General features: G+C 33.7%; 20 protein-coding genes and 1 tRNA gene. 12 read left to right on the forward strand and 9 right to left on the reverse strand.

From position 1 onward, the window contains the following. Positions 1–21 precede the first annotated feature (21 nt). The 5 genes from OM075_RS00095 to hpt all read right to left on the reverse strand — a co-directional run bounded on the left by OM075_RS00095 (position 22) and on the right by hpt (position 6,255). Entirely contained in the window at positions 22–1,854 is a 1,833-nt protein-coding gene (locus OM075_RS00095; RefSeq protein ID WP_301188411.1) for a DNA topoisomerase IV subunit B, read from the reverse strand. Between the two features lie 407 nt (positions 1,855–2,261). Continuing rightward, positions 2,262–4,088, reverse strand: a complete 1,827-nt coding sequence (locus OM075_RS00100) for a MutS-related protein (RefSeq protein WP_301188412.1) — start codon at positions 4,086–4,088, stop codon at positions 2,262–2,264. Then, positions 4,046–5,056 (reverse strand): GTPase ObgE, encoded by a 1,011-nt coding sequence (gene obgE / locus OM075_RS00105; RefSeq protein ID WP_301188413.1) that lies wholly within the window; start codon positions 5,054–5,056, stop codon positions 4,046–4,048. Before obgE ends, OM075_RS00100 begins: the two co-directional genes overlap by 43 nt. A gap of 72 nt (positions 5,057–5,128) precedes the next feature. Continuing rightward, entirely contained in the window at positions 5,129–5,701 is a 573-nt protein-coding gene (locus tag OM075_RS00110; protein ID WP_301188414.1) for an adenylate kinase, read from the reverse strand. 17 nt (positions 5,702–5,718) lie between these two features. Further along, positions 5,719–6,255, reverse strand: a complete 537-nt coding sequence (hpt, locus tag OM075_RS00115) for a hypoxanthine phosphoribosyltransferase (RefSeq protein WP_301188415.1) — start codon at positions 6,253–6,255, stop codon at positions 5,719–5,721. 128 nt (positions 6,256–6,383) lie between these two features. On the opposite strand from hpt, the gene purE reads away from it, so the two are divergent. The 3 genes from purE (at position 6,384) to OM075_RS00130 (ending at position 9,865) form a co-directional block, all read left to right on the forward strand. After that, a complete protein-coding gene (gene purE / locus OM075_RS00120) occupies positions 6,384–6,890 on the forward strand; it encodes a 5-(carboxyamino)imidazole ribonucleotide mutase (protein ID WP_301188416.1) in 507 nt (168 codons plus the stop codon). Positions 6,891–7,013: 123 nt separating this feature from the next. Then, positions 7,014–7,853, forward strand: a complete 840-nt coding sequence (locus OM075_RS00125; RefSeq protein WP_301188417.1) for a PorV/PorQ family protein — start codon at positions 7,014–7,016, stop codon at positions 7,851–7,853. Next, complete coding sequence (locus tag OM075_RS00130) at positions 7,850–9,865, forward strand: ComEA family DNA-binding protein (RefSeq protein WP_301188418.1); 2,016 nt, start codon at positions 7,850–7,852, stop codon at positions 9,863–9,865. The genes OM075_RS00125 and OM075_RS00130 overlap by 4 nt, the downstream gene beginning before the upstream one ends. Positions 9,866–9,870: 5 nt before the next feature. Here the strand turns inward: OM075_RS00130 and recQ are convergent, their stop codons facing one another. Next, positions 9,871–12,051 carry a DNA helicase RecQ gene (recQ, locus tag OM075_RS00135; RefSeq protein ID WP_301188419.1) on the reverse strand — a complete coding sequence of 727 codons (2,181 nt, stop codon included), beginning with the start codon at positions 12,049–12,051 and terminating at the stop codon, positions 9,871–9,873. Between the two features lie 373 nt (positions 12,052–12,424). On the opposite strand from recQ, the gene tatC reads away from it, so the two are divergent. The 6 genes from tatC (at position 12,425) to clpX (ending at position 17,742) form a co-directional block, all read left to right on the forward strand. Beyond that, positions 12,425–13,231 carry a twin-arginine translocase subunit TatC gene (gene tatC, locus OM075_RS00140; RefSeq protein WP_301188420.1) on the forward strand — a complete coding sequence of 269 codons (807 nt, stop codon included), beginning with the start codon at positions 12,425–12,427 and terminating at the stop codon, positions 13,229–13,231. A gap of 10 nt (positions 13,232–13,241) precedes the next feature. Beyond that, on the forward strand, positions 13,242–14,003 hold the full coding sequence (gene lptB, locus OM075_RS00145) for an LPS export ABC transporter ATP-binding protein (protein WP_301188421.1): 762 nt from the start codon (positions 13,242–13,244) through the stop codon (positions 14,001–14,003). 94 nt (positions 14,004–14,097) lie between these two features. Further along, positions 14,098–14,179: transfer RNA gene (locus OM075_RS00150), tRNA-Leu, on the forward strand. 161 nt (positions 14,180–14,340) lie between these two features. Next, positions 14,341–15,699, forward strand: a complete 1,359-nt coding sequence (gene tig, locus OM075_RS00155) for a trigger factor (protein WP_301188422.1) — start codon at positions 14,341–14,343, stop codon at positions 15,697–15,699. Positions 15,700–15,767: 68 nt separating this feature from the next. Then, positions 15,768–16,442, forward strand: a complete 675-nt coding sequence (gene clpP / locus OM075_RS00160; protein ID WP_301188423.1) for an ATP-dependent Clp endopeptidase proteolytic subunit ClpP — start codon at positions 15,768–15,770, stop codon at positions 16,440–16,442. Between the two features lie 85 nt (positions 16,443–16,527). Then, on the forward strand, positions 16,528–17,742 hold the full coding sequence (gene clpX / locus OM075_RS00165; RefSeq protein WP_301188424.1) for an ATP-dependent Clp protease ATP-binding subunit ClpX: 1,215 nt from the start codon (positions 16,528–16,530) through the stop codon (positions 17,740–17,742). A gap of 271 nt (positions 17,743–18,013) precedes the next feature. Here the strand turns inward: clpX and OM075_RS00170 are convergent, their stop codons facing one another. Beyond that, positions 18,014–19,339 (reverse strand): cyclic 2,3-diphosphoglycerate synthase, encoded by a 1,326-nt coding sequence (locus OM075_RS00170; RefSeq protein WP_301188425.1) that lies wholly within the window; start codon positions 19,337–19,339, stop codon positions 18,014–18,016. Positions 19,340–19,563: 224 nt separating this feature from the next. Here OM075_RS00170 and OM075_RS00175 point away from each other — a divergent pair, with 224 nt between their 5' ends. Next, positions 19,564–20,148 carry an acyl carrier protein phosphodiesterase gene (locus tag OM075_RS00175; protein WP_301188426.1) on the forward strand — a complete coding sequence of 195 codons (585 nt, stop codon included), beginning with the start codon at positions 19,564–19,566 and terminating at the stop codon, positions 20,146–20,148. On the opposite strand, the gene prmC is transcribed toward OM075_RS00175, so the two are convergent. Next, a complete protein-coding gene (gene prmC / locus OM075_RS00180) occupies positions 20,145–20,999 on the reverse strand; it encodes a peptide chain release factor N(5)-glutamine methyltransferase (RefSeq protein WP_301188427.1) in 855 nt (284 codons plus the stop codon). The two genes, OM075_RS00175 and prmC, sit on opposite strands and share 4 nt — an antisense overlap. A 212-nt stretch (positions 21,000–21,211) precedes the next feature. On the opposite strand from prmC, the gene ribD reads away from it, so the two are divergent. Both ribD and cls read left to right on the forward strand, forming a co-directional pair. Next, positions 21,212–22,264: a bifunctional diaminohydroxyphosphoribosylaminopyrimidine deaminase/5-amino-6-(5-phosphoribosylamino)uracil reductase RibD gene (gene ribD, locus OM075_RS00185; protein WP_301188428.1), complete on the forward strand. Its 1,053-nt coding sequence runs from the start codon at positions 21,212–21,214 to the stop codon at positions 22,262–22,264. Positions 22,265–22,311: 47 nt separating this feature from the next. After that, the gene (gene cls / locus OM075_RS00190; RefSeq protein WP_301188429.1) at positions 22,312–23,775 is read left to right on the forward strand and encodes a cardiolipin synthase; all 1,464 of its coding nucleotides are present in this window, start codon (positions 22,312–22,314) and stop codon (positions 23,773–23,775) included. Positions 23,776–23,926: 151 nt separating this feature from the next. Here cls and OM075_RS00195 read toward each other — a convergent pair whose 3' ends face one another. Continuing rightward, positions 23,927–24,871: a pyridoxal-phosphate dependent enzyme gene (locus tag OM075_RS00195; RefSeq protein ID WP_301188430.1), complete on the reverse strand. Its 945-nt coding sequence runs from the start codon at positions 24,869–24,871 to the stop codon at positions 23,927–23,929. Positions 24,872–24,899: the final 28 nt, after the last annotated feature.

Below are 24,899 nucleotides of genomic sequence, written 5' to 3' on the forward strand. Positions count from 1 at the left end.
CTGCATTTAATATTGTTTATATTATGCCGGATCTTCTTCTACAACAAGGTTGTCTATAATAAAAGTTTGTCGGTCGGGAGTATTTTTACCCATATAAAATGAGAGTAATTGCTGTACAGCATCTTCCTTTTTCATTCTTACAGGTTCCAACCTGATATCCTTACCAATAAAGTGTTTAAACTCATCAGGACTAATCTCCCCTAAACCTTTAAATCGTGTAATTTCAGGATTTGCTCCTAATTGCTTAATGGCTTTTGCCTTTTCCTCATCAGAATAACAATAGATTGTTTTCTTTTTATTTCGCACCCTGAACAATGGAGTTTGCAAAATATATAAATGTCCATTTTTTACTAATTCCGGAAAAAACTGTAAAAAGAAGGTTATTAACAACAACCTGATATGCATACCATCCACATCGGCATCTGTTGCTATAATCACATGATTATATCTCAGTGTTTCCATTCCCTCTTCAATATTAAGGGCTGCCTGCAAAAGGTTAAATTCTTCATTTTCATAAACCACCTTTCTGGTTAGTCCATATGAATTTAGTGGCTTACCTTTTAAACTAAAAACAGCTTGCGTGTTAACGCTTCTGGCTTTTGTTATAGATCCACTGGCAGAATCACCCTCTGTAATAAAGATCGATGAATGCGGGGCTTCTTCATTATTGGTATTATAATGCACTCTGCAGTCTCTTAACTTTTTATTGTGCAAACTAACCTTTTTGGCTCTTTCTTTTGCCAGCTTTTGAATTCCTGAAATGGCTTTTCTTTCTTTTTCCGATTCCAGAATTTTTCTCATCAGAAGTTCAGCAACTTCAGTATTTCTGTGTAAGAAATTATCCAATTCTTTCTTAACAAAATCTACAACATAGTTTCTTACAGAAGGTCCATTCGGTCCCATATCTTTTGACCCCAACTTTGTTTTAGTCTGAGATTCAAATACAGGCTCTTCAATTTTAATACTAATAGCCGCAATAATACCAGTTCTGATATCCGAAACATCAAAATTCTTATTATAAAATTCACGAACCGTTTTCACCAAAGCCTCTCTAAAAGCAATCTGATGGGTTCCTCCCTGAGTGGTATGCTGTCCGTTTACAAAGGTATAGTATTCCTCTCCATACTGATTACCATGCGTCAGGGCCACTTCAAAATCTTCAGCCTTTAAATGAATCAAAGGATAAACTCCGGGAGAAGTCATATTGTCATTTAATAAATCAAGCAGACCATTCTTTGATTTATATGTTTTTCCATTATAAATAATTGCCAATCCGGCATTCAGATAGGTATAATTCTTTAATAGAGGTTCGATATACTCATCTCGATAGACATACTTTTCAAAAATTTCACCATCTGGTTGAAACGAAACAAATGTTCCATTCTCCTCTGTTGTTGACTCAACATCATACTCCTGTATTACATTTCCTTGTGAGAAATCAACTTTTTTACATTCTCCATCACGATAAGCAACTACAGTAAACTCCTTTGATAAAGCATTAACAGCCTTAATCCCTACCCCATTCAGTCCTACAGATTTTTTAAATACTTTGGAATCATACTTTGCTCCCGTATTCATTTTTGAAGCCACATCAATGACTTTACCCAAAGGGATTCCTCTACCAAAGTCACGAATTGTAACTTTTCCTTCCTGCACTGTAACCTCTATCTTTTTACCAAACCCCATCATGTATTCATCAATGGAGTTATCCATTACTTCCTTAAGTAACACATAAATACCATCATCGGAATATGAACCATCGCCCAACTTACCAATGTACATTCCCGGTCGTTTCCTAATATGTTCCTTCCAGTCTAGGGTTCTAATGGCATCTTCAGAATACTGTTGCGACATAACTATATATGTTTATAAGTTGTTTTGTTAAGTATGGAAAGACTGTAAATAAAATTCTTTCAAATATAATTAAATCGAGATTTTTTTGGTAATTCTTTTTTCAACAGGTAGCAATAAGAGCTTCTTAACTTCAATCTTTGTCTTAAGATAAGCACATTAGCTGTTCAAAACTTTTTTAAGCACAGTAAAAAATTATCAGGAAAGGGATAAAAAAAACGGATTCAAGTAATTGAATCCGCTTATTGCAAATTTGTGAACCAATAATTATAATATTTCAACAAATAATCTCTTTAAACGAAAAGTTTTAATTCGGATTTGAGATTAGTTAAAAGTCAGGTATAAAAAAAATTAAAAAAATCCTTAAAACATAGTGTTTACGGCTTTTTTTTACAAAAAATTAGAAAATATTATTCAATTGGTATAATACCCATTTTTTTCATCAAAAAAGAGGCATTGTGGTTCTGCGTTACTCCTTTATATAATTTATAATCAAAGAGTAATTGTCCGGATTGGTTTTTTACCTCAAAGCAATAATTCACAATTTTTGAGGAAGACTCTTTTTCTAGAATTTCCAACTCTAAATCATGAGTTGCGATCATCCCATAAGCATGATGATTTAATAAATTTCGGATTAACTCCATACTTCCATATGTTTTATCTTTTGAGTTAGTTCCCTTCAAAATCTCATCAAGAATTATAAATACCTGATTTCCCTCCTTTAACTTATCAATGATATATTTTAATCTTTTAAGCTCAGCAAAAAAGTACGATTCGTGCTTCATTAATGAATCGGTAGTTCGCATATTTGTTACCAACTCCATTGGCATATATTTCATTTTACTTGCACAAACTACCACACCACAATTTCCAAGCACAAGATTTAATCCTACGCTTCGTAAAAAAGTACTTTTCCCAGACATATTAGCCCCGGTTATTAAAGTAAAAATGGATTCATTATAATTAAAGTCATTACAAACTCTTTCTTTTCTATCGATTAAAGGATGACCCAAATTCTCAACATCAAAAACACTAACTTCACTTAATTCTGGAAAAACAAAATCGGGATGATTATGAACATAACCTGCAAGACTATTACAAGCATCTATTTCATGAACCACATTTAGCCAATTAAAAAGATGCTGCTTATGATCATTTAGCCACTTTTCAATTTTTAAAACATACATATAATCCCACAACAACATTCCGTTTAAAATTACGCCTCCAAGTAATCCATTTCTTTGATCGAAATGATTCATGTAGGTACCTAATTTATCGATAGCTACAGCTGCATTTGCTTTTCCTTCGTACAGCTCAGCTTTAAACTGCTTTAATCCTGTCGATTTAAACTCTTGACTAACAATTAAATTAGTTAAAACTGCATAATTCTGAAGTATGGAGGAAAGCGATGAAAATTGCAGGTTTACTTTATTAATTTTACGAAATGCAGAACCAACGAATGTTAAGTTAAAAAGAAAAATAACGACAGGAACAACTGGGGCAAAACCAAAAAATGTAAATAAAAGTGATGTAACAAATAGTATTGGTAATACCTTAATTACGCATTTAAATAAATAAGATTTTTTCAATAACCATGGTCTGTAATCTTTTAACTGGTCAATTTTAGATATGTATTCTTCTTTTTCCTTTAAAGCCCTTCCTTTTGCATAAAATAACTGTCGGAACTCAGTTAATTGAGACAGTTCTTTCATTACACTTTGCACAAGGCGAATTGATTCAATATCCGAAGAAATAAAAGATAACTTTTCAGCCAACTTTCTTTCTCCAACAATTGTAGTCGTTCTGTTAATATATTGAAAGAATGAACCTGTTCCAAACAGATCTAAATCGTGAGAGTAATTATGCAGAGGATCAATGAATTTTTCTCCATTTGAAAAACAATCCCAAGTTCCTTTTTGTGCCGAAATTTCATTCTGATTTAAAGTCTTCAGCTCTAAAAATTCGGCTCTTCTTTTTTTGTAAAAATTAAACTGCTTTATCAGTAAGACAAAGCAGAATACTGCTGCTATAAATAATACTATTGCAGCAACAACAGAATAATCATAAAGGTATATTGGTAAGGCAAAAAGCAGGAAAAAACACAATACCCTAATCCAACCTGATTGAATTATTTTACGCGATACTTGTCGACTGCTAGTATCGTATTTTTCCTCTAATAAAGTATATTCTTGAACTAATCTATCATATCCTTGTTCGATTCGTCCAGTGCTTTCCATATCATATCTTTTAATTCTGTAATACCTAAATTGGCAACCGAAGATATAAAAGTATATGGAATTTCAGGTAATTGATGTTTTATTTCAGCAATCAGCTCGTCATCCAGTAAATCACATTTTGAAATAGCCAACAATCGTTGTTTATCAAGAAGTTCAGGATTATACATTTTTAATTCATTAAGCAGAATCTGATATTCTTTGGCAATATCATCCGCATCTGCAGGAACTAAAAATAAAAGAATTGAATTTCGCTCAATATGACGTAAAAACCTCAATCCTAACCCTTTTCCATCACTTGCTCCCTCTATAATACCAGGAATATCAGCCATTACAAAGGACTTATAATCACGATAATTCACAATACCAAGATTTGGAACCAAAGTTGTAAACGGGTAATCAGCAATTTCTGGTTTTGCTGCAGAAACAACTGATAACAATGTTGACTTACCTGCATTAGGAAATCCAACTAATCCAACATCTGCCAATACTTTTAACTCAAGGATAACTGCTACTTCAATACCCTCTAATCCTGGCTGAGCATATCGTGGAGTTTGATTTGTAGAAGTTTTAAAATGCATATTTCCTCTACCACCTTTCCCTCCTGGTGCTAAAACAAACTCTTGTCCTTCCTCAGTTATTTCACAGATCACTTCACCTGTTTCTGCATTTTTTGCAATTGTACCAAGAGGAACGAAAATCGTTTTATCTTCTCCTTGTGAACCAAAACTACCCTGTGCTCCACCTGACATTCCATGCCCTGCAAAAATATGTCGCTGAAATTTTAAGTGTAATAAAGTCCAGTGATTACGGCTACCTTTAATAATTACGTGACCACCTCTACCTCCATCACCACCATCTGGTCCTCCTTTAGGAACAAATTTCTCTCTTCGCATATGTGCAGAACCTGCCCCACCTTTACCTGAGCGACAGAATATTTTTACATAATCAACAAAATTACTACTTGCCATAACCAATACACTTAAAAAAACAAGCCACGGAAAGCACAAAAACTCCCGCGGCTCATGTAAATATTAATATCCTTATTGTACAGAATCAAGAACTTCAGAAATAGAACCAAAGATTTCTTCAATACTTCCTACACCTTTAATTGACTTATATACTCTTTTCTTTTTATAGAAATCAATTACAGGTTTAGTTTGAGATTCATATACGTTAATTCTTTTTTCAATAGTTTCTAAGTTATCATCAGATCTTCCTGAAACTTTTCCTCGCTCAAGCAATCTTTCAACTAACTCATCTTTAGGAACCTCAAGATTAATCATTACACTAACCTTTGTTTTATATTCAGCTAATAACTCCTCAAGAGCTTTTGCCTGCTCCACTGTTCTTGGAAAACCATCAAAAATAACACCTTTTGAACCAACTAATGATTCAATTTTGTTATCAATCATCCCAATGATTGTTTCATCAGGCACCAACTCTCCTTTGTCAATAAAACTTTTAGCAATTGTACCAAGTTGAGTATGACCGCTAATTTCTGCTCTTAACAGATCTCCGGTAGAGATGTGTGCTAAATTGTATTTTTCAATAATGTTTTCACTTTGGGTACCTTTACCGGACCCTGGAGGACCAAAAATTACTACGTTCAACATTTCGGTTATAGTTTATATTATTCAACAACTGTATATATATCTGCTAAATTACGGCCATGTCCATCATAATCCAGACCATATCCCACGATAAAATCATTAGGAATTTCCATACCCGCATAATCAATATCAATATCCACTTTACAAGCCTCTGGTTTAAATAGCATAGTTGCGATTTTCACCTCTGAAGGTTGATATCCTAACAATTGATTTTTAATTTTTTCAATGGTAAAACCTGTATCAATTATATCTTCCAGAATAACTACACATCTACCTTCGATATTCTCGTTTAAACCAATCAACTCTTTTACTTTTCCTGTAGAAGAAGTACCTTCATAAGAAGAAAGCTTTACAAAACTAATTTCACATGGAAAATTTAGTTTTTTCATTAAATCAGCAGCGAACATAAAAGAACCATTCAATACACAAATCATTAAAGGATCTTTATCTACCAACTCCTCATTCATTCGGTCTGCTATTCCTGCAATTGCATTATCTATCTTCTCAAAAGGAATTGACAACTCGAACTCCCTGTCTAATAGCTTTATACGTTTCATTAATTGGGTAAAATTTTATTTATGTGGCGCAAAAGTACAAAAAAATACAATCATTAAAACCTTTTCCATTCATAACTTGTTAATTTTGCGTTAGTTTAAACATTTTATTTACTTATATAAATTATACTATGCAAGCAGTAGTTAGTATTATTATGGGCAGTACATCTGATTTGCCTGTTATGGAAAAAGCGGCTCAGGTGCTAAATGATTTAAAAATCCCGTTTGAAATCAATGCACTTTCAGCACACAGAACACCTGAGGCTGTTGAGAAATTCGCAAAAGGAGCAGAGGAAAAAGGCATAAAAGTTATTATTGCAGCTGCAGGAATGGCAGCGCACCTTCCTGGTGTTATTGCTTCAATGACTAAACTACCAATCATTGGTGTACCAATTAAAGCATCTTTAGATGGTTTGGATGCTTTATTAGCAATTGTTCAAATGCCTCCGGGAATCCCTGTTGCAACAGTAGGTATCAACGGGGCTCAAAATGCAGGTATCCTTGCCGCACAAATGCTAGCCTTGGGTGATAAAGAACTCGCTTCAAGAGTAGCCGAATTTAAGGAAAATTTAAAAGCTAAAATCGAAAAGGCAAACAAAGATCTAAGTGAAATTAAATATGAATTTAAAACCAATTAATTCATTAGATTAAATAGAATAATTTCATTTATTGTTAAAATATTAGCGAATTATTTTTAAATTTAAGGTGAACTTAGAGATCAGTCTCAGGGTTCACCTTTTTTTTTTACAATACTAAGAACCATGAACCTAACTCAAACTTTGCCCAAATTGGCTTTATTAGCTATTCTATTAGCCTTGCATTTTCATTGTCACACTCAAAATCCTATTCTTTTATCTAATAAATCTTTAGCACAGGGGGGAACCGGAGTTGCAGAAAAAGGATACTCAAGTATACACTCCAATCCCTCCGGATCGGCTTACATTACCAATTCTTCCGTTTCCGCCAATTATCACATGCCTTATTTTACCAAAGAAATAAGTTCCCAAAATATTTCACTGATTTCCCCTACTAAACTTGGTGTATTTCATTCTATCATAAGCAGGTATGGATATAAATACTACAACGAATCTTTTTTTACACTTGGGTATGCCAAACCTTTTTCTGAAAAATTCAGTATCAGTTTTCAACTCAACCTACAACACAATCAAATACCAGAATCCGGAAACGGATCACAATTATTCTCCTCCTTTGGATTTATATTTTCACCTCATCCCCATTTAAACATTGGTTTCTTCACCCTAAATCCAGAAAAATCAAAAATTAAAATAGCTCAAGAAACAGAAACCATTGACTCGTACTTCAATTTAGGCTTTAGATGGAATGCAACAGACCAATTTGCAATCTCGAGTGAAATCTCTCATCAGATTTCATATTCAACAATAACAAGATTTGGATTGGAATACAAAATAAATAAAACCATTAGAACAAGGGCAGGAATATATGGTAAACCAATTAGCTACACGATGGGATTAGGTATCACTATAAATAACTTTACAATTGACTCATCACTGGCTAACCATATGGTATTAGGTCTTTCTTCAGGAATAGGAGTATCATACACAATCAAAACCAAACAATGAAAAAATTTATCCTTACATCCATCCTGTTCTATTCAATTCAGCTTAATGCTCAAAACGTAATAAACAATAACAACATCACCTCACAAATTATTGAATATCTGGCAGAGAATGGTATTTCACCAGAACAGAATGATCAAAGTTTTAATGATTTGATTGAACTATCCGAGCATCCCATAAATATCAATACTCTGGATAAAGAATTTCTTGAACGACTTTTATTTCTTTCTGATTTTCAGATTCAGGAATTATTAAAGTTTATAAAAAACTATTCTCCTATATCCAGTAAATATCAATTACAAGCCATAAATAACTTTAGTCCGGAATTAATTGAAACACTATCTCTATTTGTTACTTACGGAGAACCCTCCATGACTAAAACTAAAAGTTACTTAAAAGCAAAAACATTAATAAGAGATGTTTTTGAATATGAAAAACCCAAGGGATACCAAATTAATGACAGCTCAGGATATCTGGGGAATCATCACCATGTTTATACTAAAACACTATTTGAGTACGGCAGCAATATATCATGTGGTTTTGTTTATGACAAAGATCCTGGCGAAAAATTCTTTGATCAAAATAACAAACCTGAGTTTCTTTCTGGCTTTGCAGAATATAAGAGTAACAAAACAATAAATCATATTATCATTGGAGATTACCACGCCACTTTTGGTCAAGGTTTGGCTATATCAACAGGCACAAACATGGGAAAAGCTGGAGACATTTTTCTAATTCGAAAAAGAAACAATGGAATAAAAAGAAACACTTCTGCAAGTGAAGTAAATTTTCTGCGAGGAATAGCCTCTTCTCTTGATTGGAAATCTCTAACAATAACCACATTTCTATCATCAAAACACATTGATGCGAATACTATATACGACAGTTTATCCTTTAAAAAAACAGCCACCTCACTTCCAACAACAGGATATCACAGAACCCTAAACGAGTTAGCTATTAAAAATACATTATTACAAGAAACTCTTGGGGCGAACATATCATATCAATATCGAAACCTATCATTATCAGCAGGAACCTATTATCAAAAAACAGATATTGACTCGATTGAATCGAACGAATTATACAAACAACTCAATCCTCCTTCCAATCAAACTAACAACTCTTGGCTTGCCTATAATTATGGCCACAAAAATTTTATTGTTTTTGGAGAATTAGCCTGCAATTCCACTGGAAACTTAGCGTTTATAAATGGAATACTATTACGACCTACTTCTAACATATCAACATCTATTTTATACAGAAACATTTCTATGCACTATAATTCTCCATGGATAAACTCTATCACAGAAAGCAGTAATCCCAATGGTGAATCTGGCGCATACTTTGGCATTAAGGCTTTACCCCTAAAAAACCTTGAAATTCAAAGCTATATAGATATGTTTAAATTCCGATGGCTAAAGTATAATACAAATAAACCATCCGATGGATATGAGTTATCCTTTAAAGCTCAATACCAACTTGCCCAGAACTCAAACATATACATACTTTACAAGGAGAAAGAAAAAGACAGAAATATTTCCAATGAAACAACAACCTATACAATAGAAAAGTATAATCTTAAAAAGATCAGAGCCAACATTCAATTTGAAGCCAGTCAAAACTGGACTCTTCAATGCAGGGTAGAAAAATCATTTTACAATACTTTGAATCAAAAATCAGATGGAACGTTAGCCTTTGCAAACCTAAACTACCACTTAAACAACAAAAAATTCTCATGTAGTTTTAGGTATGGAATATTCGATATTGAGAATTACGATTCAAGGATTTACACCTACGAGAACGACTTACTGTATAACTTTAGCGTTCCCTCTTTTCAGGATAAAGGTTCAAGAACTTACTTATTAACCCAATGGAAAGCAAATAAATACATAACCTTATGGTTTAAAGCGGCACAAACATGGTATAGCAACAAAAAAGAAATTGGTTCCGGATTGCAAACTATTAAAGGCAATACCAAAACCAATTTCAAAATTCAGTTACAAGTAAAAATATAACTTACTTAATTTCCTACTTCAGACAAAAATTTAATCCGAACCAACCTCACATTCTCCTCAGAATACTCATCCTCTCCCAACTCATCCAAAGCACTTCCAATATCATCTGTTTCGGCATCTTCCTTATAATAATAAAAAATATCATCACGATGATCTTCATCCATAACCTGATCAATATAATAATCTATATTAACTCTGGTTCCCGAGTACACAATTGATTCAATCTCAGATAAAAGTTCGCCCATTTCCAAACCTCTGGATTCAGCAATATCATCTAAAGGTACTTTTCTATCAATACTCTGGATAATGGCAATTTTATTTTTAGATTTATTTGCCACAGACTTAACAACCATATCTATCGGCCTATCAATCTCATTTTCTTCCACATGAGATTTAATCAACTCCACAAATTCTTTTCCGAATCGATTGGCCTTCCCTGATCCTACCCCTGGTATATTCATTAACTCCTCAATACTGATAGGATAATGAATAGCCATTGCTTCTAGTGATGGATCCTGAAAAATAACAAACGGAGGTAAATTTTTCCTTTTCGATATCCTTTTTCTTAAATCTTTAAGCATATTAAATAACTGCGGATCAACAGCAGCTGTTCCTCCTGCTGATTTTTCTTCCACATCATCCATTTCAAAATCATGCTCCTGAGTAATCATAAACGAAACAGGTTTTTCAAGGAAAGCCCTGCCTGCCTCACTTACTTTAAGAATACCATAATTTTCTATTTCTTTTATCAGGAATCCAGCTACTAACAACTGTCTTATTACAGCATTCCAGTATTTTTCTTCCTTTTCTTTTCCTTCACCAAAAAGTTCATGCTCATGATGCTTGTATGATTTAATAGCTGAATTACTATTACCAGCAAGAAATGGCACTATATAATCCGCTTTAAATCTTTCTTTTAAAGCAAGGATTGTTTTAATCATAAGAGCCACATTATCTTTACCTTCACTCTGCTCCTTAGGATGACAACAGTTATCACATGTATCACAATTTTCTTCAGTATACTTTTCACCGAAATAATGAAGCAGAATTTTTCTTCTACAAATTGAAGATTCAGCATAGGATACTGTTTCTAACAGAAGTTGTTTTCCTATTTCCTGTTCTGCAATTGGCTTGCCTTGCATAAACTTCTCCAGCTTCTGAATATCCTTATAGCTATAAAAAGTAATACATTTTCCTTCTCCGCCATCTCTTCCGGCACGGCCAGTTTCCTGATAATATCCTTCTAAACTTTTAGGAATATCATAATGTATCACAATCCGCACATCAGGCTTATCTATACCCATACCAAATGCTATTGTAGCAACAATTACATCTGTTTCCTCCATCAAAAAGGCATCCTGATTACCCGCACGTGTTGAAGCATCCATACCGGCATGATAAGCCCGGGCATTTATACCATTAACAACAAGATTTTCGGCTAATTCCTCAACTTTTTTTCTACTCAAACAGTAAATAATTGCCGACTTACCTACATTCTCTTTTAGGATTTTAATAATTTGCTTGGTGGCATGTTTTTTAGCACGCACCTCATAATACAAGTTTGGACGATTAAATGATGATTTAAACACCATCGACTTACTCATTCCCAAACTTTTCTGTATATCACTCTGAACCTTAGGCGTTGCTGTTGCCGTCAATGCAATTAATGGTTTCTCTCCAATTTCTTCAATAATTGGTCTGATGCGTCGATATTCAGGACGGAAATCATGTCCCCACTCAGAGATACAGTGAGCCTCATCAACAGCATAAAATGAAATTTCAACCTGTTTTAAAAATTCTATATTTTCCTCCTTAGTAAGAGATTCCGGAGCAACATACAACAATTTCGTTTTTCCTGAAAGCATATCTTCCTTAACCTTGGTTATAGCAGCCTTTGTTAATGAAGAATTTAAAAAGTGAGCAATTCCATCATCTTCGCTAAAACCTCTCATGGCATCAACCTGATTTTTCATCAAGGCTATTAATGGAGATATAATAATTGCTGTTCCCGGTAAGATTAAAGCAGGTAACTGATAACATAAGGATTTACCACCACCCGTAGGCATTAAAACAAAAGTATCGTTTCCCTTTAAAATATTTTGGATAACCTCTTCTTGATTCCCTTTAAATGTATCAAATCCAAAATGTTTTTTTAGATGAGCGACAAGATCTACCTTTTTTCCCATATCAATATAATTATCCTCAGTAAGTTAAAACACCCATTGAGGTAAAAGTTTCATTTTCCCAAACAATCACTTCAAACAAAAATAATTTTTATTCAAATAAAAACACGCTTTTACCTTAAAAAAATGACCACTTATCAATTATTTCCATATAATAATTCTACACAGGCCAGATACAGCAATGGATCATCTATAATTTCAAAAAATAAATTCTCAACAAAATAGCAAAAATGAATTTAGCTAAATAATCTGTCAAAATCAATAATTGGCATATTGGATTTACTATACTATCTTCGCAAAGATTATACTTGTTGTACCATAACGAGTTTTATTCAATATTTAAAGAGCAGAAATATAAATAGAAAAGATTGATTTCATGGCTAACGAAGAAATGACATTCTTAGAACATCTGGAAGAACTCCGATGGCATATTGTACGTTCATTTATTTCAGTTGCAGTGGTTGCCATTGTAGCATTTGTTAATAAAGAAATCTTATTTGATGTAATCATCTTTGGACCAAGCTCCCCTGATTTTTTCACCAACTCTATTCTTTGTTCTCTCGCAACCAAGCTGGATATGCCGGCACTTTGCATTAACCAAGACAAAATATTATTTCAGAATATTTTAATGGCCGGGCAATTTACTACTCACCTAAAAATTGCATTTATAGCAGGTCTGATTGTTGCTTTTCCATACATTTTCTGGGAATTTTGGCGGTTTATAAAACCAGCATTATACCAGGATGAAATTAAACACTCAAGAGGTGCTATATTTTTCACTTCAATTTTATTTTCTATTGGAGTTTTATTTGCCTACTACATCATATGTCCCCTTTCTATTCATTTCTTAGCTAATTATCATGTAAGTGAAAAGGTAGAGAATATTTTGAATTTAGGATCGTACATATCAACAGTAAGCTCTATTGTTTTGGCAGGCGGTATCATTTTTGAATTGCCGATTTTAATCTTTTTTCTGGCGAAAGTAGGATTAATTTCAACTACATCGTTAAAAAAATACAGACGCCATGCTATTGTGGCCAGCTTATTGCTAGCAGCAATTATCACTCCTCCGGATGTAATCAGCCAAATATTAGTGTGCGTACCCTTAATATTTTTATACGAAGGAGGTATCATCATAGCAGCAAACATCGAGAGAAAAAGAAGAAAAACACAAGGATATTAACATATATAACATGTCTGAAAATAATCTAGTATTACATACAGATAACCTGATTAAAAAATATAAAAACAGAACTGTAGTAAAAGGAGTTTCCGTAAAAGTGGAACAGGGAGAGATTGTGGGATTACTTGGTCCTAATGGAGCTGGAAAAACAACAACCTTTTATATGACAGTAGGTTTGGTTACCCCTAATTCAGGTGAAATATACCTCAACGATCAGGTGATAACCAATGAACCTGTTTATAAAAGAGCACAGAGAGGAATTGGCTATTTAGCTCAAGAAGCTTCAGTTTTTAGAAAATTAAGCATTGAAGACAACATCAAAGCGGTTCTTGAAATGACAAAATTTTCTAAAGAATATCAAAAGCAAAGACTCGAAGAGCTTATTGAGGAATTTAGTTTAGGCCATATCAGAAAGAGTTTAGGAATTCAGCTTTCGGGAGGTGAAAGAAGGCGATGTGAGATTGCACGAGCATTAGCTATAAATCCGAAGTTTATTTTACTTGATGAACCATTTGCCGGTGTAGACCCAATTGCAGTACAAGACATACAGGAAATAGTAGCCAAATTAAAATACAAAAACATTGGAATTTTAATTACTGACCACAATGTTCACGAAACTCTTTCGATAACAGACAGGGCATATTTATTATTTGAAGGCAACATTTTAAAAGCAGGAACAGCTGAAGAATTAGCAGAAGATTCTGAGGTTAGACGATTGTATTTAGGAAATGACTTTGAACTCAAAAGAAGAACCTTCAACATAAACCCTTGATAAAGTGATGCTTGCATTTTTTTTAAAAAATATTTCAAAATTAATTTGCAATTTAAAATTAAAATGAGTTATCTTTGCATCGCAAAAAAATAACGCGGATGTGGCGTAATTGGTAGCCGCGCTAGACTTAGGATCTAGTGCCGAGAGGCGTGGGGGTTCGAGTCCCTTCATCCGCACAAAGAAAAAGATATGAAAAACCGTCTTACTTACGATCTAAATCGGCAGTTTGGCGGTTTTTTTAAGTTTAGCAGGTTTAAGATTGATTTTTAGAAATCTTGGTACAATAATTTAACGTCAGGCTTTCAAGCACTTGAAAGTTCACTAACAATTTTATCAGATGAACATCTCAAAAGAAAACATTGATGATTTAAACGCAGTAATAAAACTTACTGTTGAGAAAGATGATTATGAAACACGCGTTGATACGGTTTTAAAGGATTACCGTAAAAAAGCAAATATGCCTGGTTTCCGCCCTGGAAAAGTGCCATTCGGAATGATTAAAAAAATGTACGGCAAACACGTGTTAGCTGACGAAGTAAATAGAATTGTTTCTGAAGAAATTTCAAAATACCTGGCAGAAAGCAAGCTTAACATTTTAGGGGAACCTCTTCCAAGTGAAAATCAAGAAACAATTGATTTCGACACTATGGATAGCTTTTCTTTTAATTTTGACATTGCTATTGCTCCGGAATTTGAAGTAAAACTTTCAAAAAGAGAAAAATTACCATACTACACCATTGAAGTTTCTGACGAGATGCTTGACCAACAAGTAAAACAAGCTACAGGTCGTTTTGCAACTACTGAAACTGCAGAGGAAGCTGGTGAAGAGTCAATGATCAAAGGTGATTTTGTGCAACTTGATCAGGATGGTAACGTTTTAGAAGATGGAATTAAAGTTGAAAACGTAGTTCTTTCTCCTAGATCTATCAAAGAAGAAGCTAAAGCATCTTTAATTGGAATTAAATCTGATGCAATTGTTACTTTAAATCCTAAAAACACATTTACTGATGCTACCCAAACATCATATATGTTAAAAGTATCTGCTGAAGAAGCAGAACAAATTGATGGTGACTTTCAATTTACAGTTAAAGAAATCACAAATTATGTTCCTGCTGAATTAAATCAAGAATTATTTGATCAGGTATTAGGTGAAGGTAAAGCTAGCAACGAAGAAGAATTTGTAGCTCAAGTTAAAGAAGATCTTCAAAAAACTTTAGCATTCGAGAGTGATTACAAATTTTCTATTGATGCAAAAGATAAGTTAATCAACAAAGTTAGTTTTGATCTTCCAGAAGCATTCTTAAAGCGTTGGATTTTAACAACAAACCAAGATAACGAGCAAATTACTGCTGAGTCTCTTGAAAACGATATGCCTAAATACATCGAAGATCTTAAATGGCAGTTAATTAAGAATGAAATTCTTAAAGTTAACGAAATTAAGATTGAAGAAGCTGATGTATTAGAAGTAGCGAAAAAGTCGGCTAAAATGCAATTTATGCAATATGGTTTAACAAATATTCCTGAAGAGCACTTAGAAAACTATGCTAAGGATATGATGAACCAACAAGAGCAAAGAAGAAACATGGCAGAAACAGCTGCTCAGGAAAAAGCTTTAGAATTCATCAAAGAGGCTGTTAAAATTGAAGAAAAAGAAATTAGCAGAGAGGAATTCAATAAACTATTTGAAAAAAACTAAGCTAATTATTTAGTGCAAGGTTATTTTTTTTAATTTAGCTTTTCATAAGAAAGTAAAAAATTATAGTCATGATAGATCCAAAAGATTTTCAAAAGTATGCAACAAAGCATATTGGCATTAATAGCCTTGCTCTAGATAAATATACTTCCATCTCAAGCGGATACATTTCGCCAACAATTATTGAAGAACGCCAATTGAACGTAGCTTCAATGGATGTATTTTCAAGATTAATGATGGATCGTATTATTTTCTTAGGATTACCAATTGATGATACTGTTGCGAATATTATTCAAGCACAATTGTTGTATCTTGAATCAGCAGATCCTCAAAAAGATATTTCAATTTATTTTAATTCTCCTGGAGGTTCAGTATATGCAGGTTTAGGTATTTACGATACCATGCAATATATTTCTTCTGATGTAGCTACTATTTGTACAGGTATGGCTGCTTCAATGGCTGCAGTTTTATTAACAGCAGGAACTAAAGGTAAACGTTCAGCACTTACGCATTCCAGAGTTATGATTCACCAACCAATGGGTGGAGCTCAAGGACAAGCTAGTGATATTGAAATTACAGCAAGAGAAATTCAAAAATTGAAGAAAGAACTTTATACCATTATTGCAGATCACTCAGGAAACACCTATAAAAAGGTTGAAAAAGATTCTGACCGTGACTACTGGATGACAGCTATTGAAGCTAAAGAATATGGTATGATAGACGAAGTCTTGGTAAGAGAAAAATAAAATTAATTTGATATAAATTAATGCAGAATACTTCTTAAAAAAGAGGTATTCTGCATTATTGTTATATACATTCAACAATTGTTTTATGGATAAGTGTTCATTTTGTGGTAGGGAAAGGAAAGACACCAATTTATTAATTGCTGGGGTTTCTGGACACATTTGCGATAGCTGTATTGAACAAGCTCATGGCATTTTAGAAGAAGAGTTCAAGAAAAAAGGTGGATTCAATGTTGATGAAATTACTTTATTAAAACCAAAGGAAATCAAATTGTTTCTGGACCAATATGTAATTGGACAAGATGAAGCTAAAAGATTTCTTTCAGTAGCAGTATATAACCACTACAAGAGATTACAACAAAGTAACACCTCTGATGATGTTGAAATTGAAAAATCAAACATTATTCTTGTGGGAGAAACAGGAACCGGAAAAACACTTTTAGCAAGAACAATTGCCAGAATGCTTCATGTTCCTTTTACTATTGTTGATGCTACAGTTTTAACAGAGGCTGGTTACGTAGGTGAAGATATTGAGAGTATATTAACAAGACTGTTGCAAGCTGCCGACTACAATGTAGAAGCTGCTGAAAAAGGTATTGTTTTTATTGATGAGATTGATAAAATAGCTCGTAAAAGCGACAATCCTAGCATTACCAGAGATGTATCAGGAGAAGGCGTTCAGCAAGGTTTATTAAAACTTCTGGAGGGATCAATTGTAAACGTTCCACCACAAGGAGGTAGAAAACACCCTGAACAAAAAATGATTCCTGTAGATACTAAGAACATTTTATTTGTTTGCGGTGGTGCATTTGATGGTATTGAAAGAAAAATTGGTCAACGATTAAATACTAAAGTTGTTGGTTATACTGCCAGCAAAGCAAAAGATAAAATTGACCAAAAGAACTTATTACAATATGTTGCACCTCAGGATTTAAAATCATTTGGTTTAATACCTGAGATCATTGGACGTTTACCTGTTCTGACATATTTAAATCCATTGGATAAGGAAATTCTAAGACGAATTTTAGAAGAACCTAAAAACTCAATCATCAAACAATACGAAAAGCTTTTTGGTATTGATGATATTAAACTAACATTTACTGATGATGTATTAAACTACATTGTTGATAAAGCGGTTGAGTTTAAATTAGGTGCTCGTGGATTAAGATCAATTTGTGAAACTATTATGATGGATATGATGTTTGAAGCTCCATCAAAAGAAGACAAGGAATTGGTTATTACTCTTGAGTATGCTAAATCTAAAATTGATAAAGAGAGTTTAGCAAGATTAAAAGCTAGCTAGTATTAATTATAGCTATTAAAATATTAAAGCCACATTCTTTTTTTGGAGTGTGGCTTTTTTGCGTTAAGGATAGTAGCGATTACCCCGCAGTTATATAAATAATTCCCTTGAATATGGTTGTTATTAATTATACAAAGTGTTTCTATTGTAAATAAATAACGAGGAGTAAAAGCGGATAGCCTGACCCGAGCTTATCACTTTCGCTTTGAAATATGGAGCAGCAAGGAGGGTAACGCCCAAATCAAAACGATTGAGATGGGCGTGTATTTAATTAATGTTCTTCTAAAAATTTATCAAGAATTTGCTGTAAGTCAGGCTTACCTATTTCCTGCAAATCATAATGAACCCTTGTAAAAGATTTATAAAGATTTATCACTCGTGATAAGTCAATTGGTGTTCCGATGATTATTGAATCACATGGAATATTATTAATGGTCTGTTCCAGATCTTTTATTTGCTGCGCTCCATAACCTATTGCAGGCAGCACATTGGTAATATGCGGATACTTTTCAAAAGCTGCTTTAATACTTCCTACTGCATATTCACGCGGATCGATGATTTCTGCGGCTCCATATTTTTGAGCTGCTAAATAGGCTGCTCCAAATTTCATTTCACCATGCGTTAGTGTAGGACCATCCTCTACCACCAATACTTTTTTACCTTTAATTACCTCTGGATTATCAACTCTTATTGGAGAAACCGCATCAACAACAACCGCATTAGGATTCAAGGTTTGAATATTCTTTCTAAGTTCCATAACATCAGAACCATTTGCACTGTCAATTTTATTGATAATAACTACATCTGATTTCCGGATATTTATTTCACTTGGATAATAACTACTCTCATGTCCCACTCGATGCGGATCGGCAAGTGTTATCATTAAATCGGGATTATAAAAGGGCATATCGTTATTCCCACCATCCCACACTATGAAGTCACAACCTTTTTCATCGTCTTCAGCCTCTCGTAATATATCATGATAATCAACTCCTGAATATATTACATTTCCTCTCATAATATGTGGTTCATACTCTTCCATTTCTTCAATGGTACACTTATGCAGCGTCAAATCTGATAGGCTTGAAAATCGCTGAACAATCTGCTGACGCAAATCGCCATAAGGCATCGGATGTCGGATTGCCACAACTTTCTTACCCTTCTCCATTAAATATTCAATGACCTTACGTGATGTCTGGCTTTTTCCACAACCTGTGCGGGTAGCGCAAACGGCAATTACCGGCTTTAAACTTTTAAGCATGGTATGTTCGGGACTCAGCAATTTAAAATCAGCTCCGGCAGCCTGAACGATTGATGCCAGACTCATTAGTTTTTGATAAGAAGTATCACTGTATGAAAAAACACACTCATCAACATTATATTTTTTGATGATATAAGTTAAATCCTCTTCGGGCAAAATAGGAATACCATATGGATAATGCTTTCCGGTTAATTGAATCGGATAATTACGTCCTTCTATATCTGGTATTTGAGTGGCAGTGAAGGCAACCACTTTATAATCGAAATTATTTTTAAAATAAACATTGAAATTATGGAAGTCTCTACCTGCTGCTCCTAAAATTACTACGTTCTTCATAAGTTTAATATTTGCTTACAATTCTTCGAGTAATTATTCCACAACATTGTGGATTAAACCCTGTGAAAATCAACTAATTCTTATCAAATACAAACATAAAAATCAAAGCTTAAATTTTCACACTTTAAGAATTTTCTTAGGTTAATTTAATTTTTGAGTTAAGATTTATGTTTTAAAGATAGCTGAAATTATTATAATTTACGGGCGTATTAATAACTTTAGAAATGAATTTTTTAGCACACCTATACTTGTCGCAAGGAATTAACCAATTGATGATTGGCAATTTTATAGGTGACTATGTAAAAGGTAAAAAATACGAATCCTACTCACCCGAAATACAAAAGGGAATTATTTTACACCGAAAAATAGATGCCTATACCGACTCACACCCTATTGTAAAACAAAGCACTGCACGATTTAAACCTTGTTATAACAGATATGCATCAGTTGTTATTGACGTGATTTATGATCATTATTTAGCCAAGAAATGGAATCAGTATTCTGACATTACTTTAAACAATTATGTGGACAAAGTACATGCTTACTTATTAAAGAATTATTTTAGCTTACCAAACCGGGTAAAAGGATTCCTTCCTTTTTTAATTAAAAGCAGGCGCCTGGAAAACTACCAACATTTATGGGGAATTGAGAAATCGCTCAGCATAATGGCTAATTACAGTTCGTTGCCAGACAAAACCACATGTGCTATTAAAGTACTTACAGAACAATACGATGAATTACAAGGCGAATTTGAAAGCTACTTTAATGAACTTAGAAAGGTTGTACAAAAAGAAATAAATGAGTTTTAATTCACCTCTCCTCTAACCATACGGTCTTTTCCAAACAGATCCTTCTTTAACACAATATTTTCAAATCCCAGCTGTTCCATCATCTCAACTGTTTCATCTCCGAATGCCTCATTTATTTCAAAATAAAGTTTTCCGCTTGGTTTTAGATTTGATTTTGCAAACTCTGCAATAGCATGATAAAAAAGTAATGGCTGATTATCCGGAACAAACAGTGCCAAATGTGGCTCATTATTTAATACATTATCATGCATTAATTCTTTTTCCTTTTCCAGGACGTATGGTGGATTGCTGACTATGATATCAAAAGCTTCATTTACATCTTTTAATTCAAGGGCATTTTGCTTACAAAAATCTACCATAACGTTGTTTAAAGCCGCATTACTCCTTGCTGTAGTTAACGCTTCATCTGAAATATCCCAACCTTTAACTTTAGCATCAGGAATATTCTTTTTTAAAGTAATTGGAATACAACCACTACCTGTTCCGATATCCAGCATTTCGGGATCTGGAGTTTTACAGTCCTCAATAATCCAATGCACCAATTCTTCCGTTTCTGGACGAGGAATGAGCACAGCCGGATTCACATTAAATTTTAAGCCATAAAACTCTGTTTCGCCAAAAATATATTGAATGGGAATATGATTTTTCAACTTCTCCAACGCTTCTTCACAAAACAAAATTATATCAGCAGCTAGCTCATCTTCTTGCTTCATCAGCAAATCTACTTTTGAATAGCTCAATTTGTAGTCAAATATTAAGGCTATAAAATTGCGAATTTCTTCCTGAGCATAAATCTCTTTAAGCTCCGATTGAAATAATGTGGTTAACTGACGAATGTTTTTAAAGCTCATATTATTTTTGTTGTGCGGCAAAAATAACCATTTTTGTGTTTTATACCGATTTGTTAATGAACATAGCGCTAAATTAAGGTGTTTTAAAAGCACAATAATTCCTCGCTATAATACAAGAACAGATCTGACGCTGTCAATGATTCGTTCATTATGAATTGGGTATTATAACTACAAATCCTCAGGATCAAAATTCCTGATAACATTCTGACTTTATGAATAAGGATCAATTATATATGCAACGCTGTCTTGAGATAGCTCAAAATGGACTGGGAAATACTTATCCAAACCCTATGGTTGGATCGGTGATTGTACACAATGACAAAATTATAGGCGAAGGATTTCACCACAAAGCAGGAGAACCTCATGCAGAAGTAAATGCGATTCATTCAGTTGTTGATAAAGAATTATTAAAAGAATCGACAATTTATGTAAACCTTGAGCCCTGTGCTCACTTTGGCAAAACTCCACCCTGCTCGCTTCTTATAAAGGAGATGAATATTCCTAAAGTTGTTATTGGTTGCACCGATACGTTTTCTGAGGTTTCAGGCAAAGGCATAAAGATTTTACAAGATGCAGGTGTGGACGTTACTGTCGGCGTTTTAGAGAAAGAAAGCAGAGAGTTAAACAAACGTTTTTTTACTTTTCATGAAAAAAAACGCCCTTATATTATTTTAAAATGGGCTGAAACAGAAGATGGTTTAATTGACATTGATCGGACTGAAGAAAATTACGGGCAACCTACATGGATTACCAATACACTAGCTAAGAAATTGGTTCACAAATGGCGCCGACAGGAACAAAGCATATTAGTGGGTACCAATACAGCTATTAAAGATAATCCTTCCTTAACAGTAAGAGAGTGGGAAGGAAATGATCCTGTACGAATTTTAATTGACAGAACAGGCAGAGTACCAAACACGCATCATATTCTTGATAATTCCACAAAAACTATTGTATTCACAGGTGTGGATAAGGAAAACTCAGAAAACACAGATTACTGCAAAATTTCCTTTGACAAAGATATTGTTCCTCAGATTAATGAATACTTATACGAGCAAAACATACAATCTATTATTATTGAAGGTGGTAAAGAGATTTTGCAGCTTTATATCTATTCAAATTATTGGGATGAAGCCAGACGCTTTGTTGGTGACAAATGGTTTAAGAAAGGAACTTCAGCTCCTAAAATAGATATTGCACCAATTTCGCAGGATTCTATTGGCAACAGCAGATTATTTTTCTACAGAAATAATGATGCTATGTAGTAAATTAATTCTAATTTTAGTTCAACAACCTAAATAACACATACCATATGTGGTGGAGTGAAAATCTTGAATCAATAATATATACCGTTTTACTATCTGCTCATTTAATTTCCATGCTAATGGTAATTGGGGTAATGATAATGGAAAACAGAAATCCTTTAAAGTCTTTATCGTGGATTCTGGTATTACTGCTATTGCCAGGTTTAGGAATTGTTCTGTATGTTTTCTTTGGTCAGAACTTTAGAAAGGAGAAAATCATAAGCCGCAAAGGCCTCAAAAATCATGATTACATTAGCAATATTGCTCATGCTCAAACAAAAGCGTTAAGTGAAAGCATTTGGTCAAATGATGATATTATTAAGCAGATGGAACACATCATCCAACTGCAACTTAATAATAGTGACTCTGTAATTACCTATGGTAATAAAGTTACGCTGCTCAATAATGGCAAAGAAAAATTTGACAGTCTGATCGAAGAACTTCAGAAAGCTAAATCTTTTATACATCTTCAATACTATATCTTTTCTCAGGATAAGATTGGAAATACCATTAAAGATATTCTCATCCAAAAAGCAAAAGAGGGTGTAAAAGTGAGAATGATTGTTGATGATGTAGGTTCCTGGGAATTAAAGAAAAACTATTTTAAAGAATTACGTTCTAAAGGAATTGAGATCTATTCATTTTTAGAGGTACGATTCCCAATTTTTACCAGTAAGGTAAATTATCGTAACCACCGCAAAATAGTTATTATTGATGGACTCGTAGGATTTTTGGGTGGCATAAATGTAGCTGACAGATATATTAATGGAGGTTCTACCTATGGAATATGGCGAGATACACACATTAAGGTTGAAGGAGATGCTGTAAATAGCCTGCAGTATATTTTTTCATTGGACTGGTATTTTGTGAGTCGAAAAGAATTGGCTGACAGTAAATATTTCCCAGATAAAAAACCGGCTGGCAATAAATTGGTGCAAATCACTCCTAGTGGTCCGGATACTGACTGGCCCGGAATTATGATGGGATTTTTTAAGATTATTACAACGGCTAAAAAATATGTATATCTGGCTACACCTTATTTAATGCCCAATGAAAGTATGTTGATGGCTTTAAAGACTGCTGCTATGGGTGGTGTAGATGTCAGAGTGTTAATACCAGAAAAATCAGATGCTTATATCACAAACCTTTCTACGATGTCCTATCTAAAGGAATTAATGCTTTCTGACGTTAAGATTTACTTTTATCAGAAAGGTTTCATTCATAGTAAGGTTATTGTGTGTGATGATATTGTATCCTCGATTGGTTCAGCTAATATGGACTTTAGAAGCTTTGAACAAAATTTTGAAGTAACAGCATTTATTTACGATGAAGATTTTGCTAAAGAAGTTAAGGAAACCTTTGTGGATGATTTTGCAGATAGCCAAAGAGTAATTTTAGCCGAATGGAGAAAACGCCCTATTAAGCAAAAAGCCAAAGAATCATTTGCCAGATTATTAAGTCCGCTTTTATAAAACTAGTTGTACTAGATCATTAGATTTTAGATAATAGACATTAGACATTTTTTCTAATCTCTTATTATCTAAAATTAATACGTTGACATTCCTTACATGTAAATTACTAAAGACCAATTATATTAGAAAAATAAATTTTCTTTGAAACAGATTAAAAATGTAGGTGAGCTAAATCAACATTACCTCCACTCAAGATAATCCCAACATTTCTATCTTTAAAAACTTCTTTATTCTTTAATACTATAGCTAAAGCCACAGCGGATGATGGTTCTACTATAATCTTCATACGTTCCCAGATTAACCTCATCGCTTCAATTATTTCTACATCAGAAGCAGTGTAAATGTCATCCACATTTTTCATGATGACCTTAAAAGTCAGTTCACCAAGTGATGTTAACAAACCATCGGCAATAGTATTTGTAGTTTGAACTGGAATTAACTCCTGACTTTTAAACGATCTATAAGCATCATCAGCGCCTTCGGGTTCAGCAGCAAATACTTTAATATCCGGATTCAGATATTTGGCTGTTATGCTAGTTCCACTTAATAAACCACCTCCACCAACAGGCGTAATTATAATATCCAGATCATCTTGCTGCTGCATGAATTCCAGAGCACAAGTTCCTTGTCCGGCAATGATTTCTTTCTGGTTGTAAGGATGAACCATAGTTGCTCCGGTTTTTAACAATACCTCACTTAAGGTATCTTCACGAGCCTGCAAAGTTGGTTTGCAAAAGGTAATTTGACCACCATAACCTTTAACTGCTTTCTTTTTTATTTCCGGTGCATTTTCCGGCATCACAATATATGCAGCTATACCTCTTTGCTTTGCAGCCAAAGCAAGTGCTGCGGCATGATTCCCGGAAGAGTGCGTACCCACTCCCTTTTGAGCCACCTCATCAGAAAGTGAAAACACCGCATTACATGCTCCACGATATTTAAAAGCTCCAACTTTCTGGAAATTCTCACATTTAAAGAACACATTACATCCGGCAATTTGATTAATTGCAGCGCTTGATAAAACCGGAGTAAAGTGAATGTACTTTTCTATGCGCATGTAGGCATCTTCAATGTCAGAAAACTTTGGTATATCCATATTTGATAAATAAAAAGGCCCGGAAATA

Origin of the sequence: Plebeiibacterium sediminum, from assembly GCF_026013605.1 — a bacterium.
GTDB classification, from domain to species: domain Bacteria; phylum Bacteroidota; class Bacteroidia; order Bacteroidales; family Marinilabiliaceae; genus Saccharicrinis; species Saccharicrinis sediminus.

What these genes read in the sequence shown, in the direction of transcription:
- clpX (WP_301188424.1), top strand. Translation starts at nt 16,528, where the DNA reads ATGGATAAGTGTTCATTTTGTGGTAGGGAAAGGAAAGACACCAATTTA.
- OM075_RS00195 (WP_301188430.1), bottom strand. Translation starts at nt 24,871, where the DNA reads ATGGATATACCAAAGTTTTCTGACATTGAAGATGCCTACATGCGCATA.
- ribD (WP_301188428.1), top strand. Translation starts at nt 21,212, where the DNA reads ATGAATAAGGATCAATTATATATGCAACGCTGTCTTGAGATAGCTCAA.
- obgE (WP_301188413.1), bottom strand. Translation starts at nt 5,056, where the DNA reads ATGGCAAGTAGTAATTTTGTTGATTATGTAAAAATATTCTGTCGCTCA.
- OM075_RS00095 (WP_301188411.1), bottom strand. Translation starts at nt 1,854, where the DNA reads ATGTCGCAACAGTATTCTGAAGATGCCATTAGAACCCTAGACTGGAAG.
- recQ (WP_301188419.1), bottom strand. Translation starts at nt 12,051, where the DNA reads ATGGGAAAAAAGGTAGATCTTGTCGCTCATCTAAAAAAACATTTTGGA.
- OM075_RS00110 (WP_301188414.1), bottom strand. Translation starts at nt 5,701, where the DNA reads ATGTTGAACGTAGTAATTTTTGGTCCTCCAGGGTCCGGTAAAGGTACC.
- OM075_RS00170 (WP_301188425.1), bottom strand. Translation starts at nt 19,339, where the DNA reads ATGAAGAACGTAGTAATTTTAGGAGCAGCAGGTAGAGACTTCCATAAT.
- purE (WP_301188416.1), top strand. Translation starts at nt 6,384, where the DNA reads ATGCAAGCAGTAGTTAGTATTATTATGGGCAGTACATCTGATTTGCCT.
- tig (WP_301188422.1), top strand. Translation starts at nt 14,341, where the DNA reads ATGAACATCTCAAAAGAAAACATTGATGATTTAAACGCAGTAATAAAA.
- OM075_RS00100 (WP_301188412.1), bottom strand. Translation starts at nt 4,088, where the DNA reads ATGGAAAGCACTGGACGAATCGAACAAGGATATGATAGATTAGTTCAA.
- hpt (WP_301188415.1), bottom strand. Translation starts at nt 6,255, where the DNA reads ATGAAACGTATAAAGCTATTAGACAGGGAGTTCGAGTTGTCAATTCCT.
- OM075_RS00125 (WP_301188417.1), top strand. Translation starts at nt 7,014, where the DNA reads ATGAACCTAACTCAAACTTTGCCCAAATTGGCTTTATTAGCTATTCTA.
- clpP (WP_301188423.1), top strand. Translation starts at nt 15,768, where the DNA reads ATGATAGATCCAAAAGATTTTCAAAAGTATGCAACAAAGCATATTGGC.
- OM075_RS00130 (WP_301188418.1), top strand. Translation starts at nt 7,850, where the DNA reads ATGAAAAAATTTATCCTTACATCCATCCTGTTCTATTCAATTCAGCTT.
- tatC (WP_301188420.1), top strand. Translation starts at nt 12,425, where the DNA reads ATGGCTAACGAAGAAATGACATTCTTAGAACATCTGGAAGAACTCCGA.
- lptB (WP_301188421.1), top strand. Translation starts at nt 13,242, where the DNA reads ATGTCTGAAAATAATCTAGTATTACATACAGATAACCTGATTAAAAAA.
- OM075_RS00175 (WP_301188426.1), top strand. Translation starts at nt 19,564, where the DNA reads ATGAATTTTTTAGCACACCTATACTTGTCGCAAGGAATTAACCAATTG.
- prmC (WP_301188427.1), bottom strand. Translation starts at nt 20,999, where the DNA reads ATGAGCTTTAAAAACATTCGTCAGTTAACCACATTATTTCAATCGGAG.
- cls (WP_301188429.1), top strand. Translation starts at nt 22,312, where the DNA reads ATGTGGTGGAGTGAAAATCTTGAATCAATAATATATACCGTTTTACTA.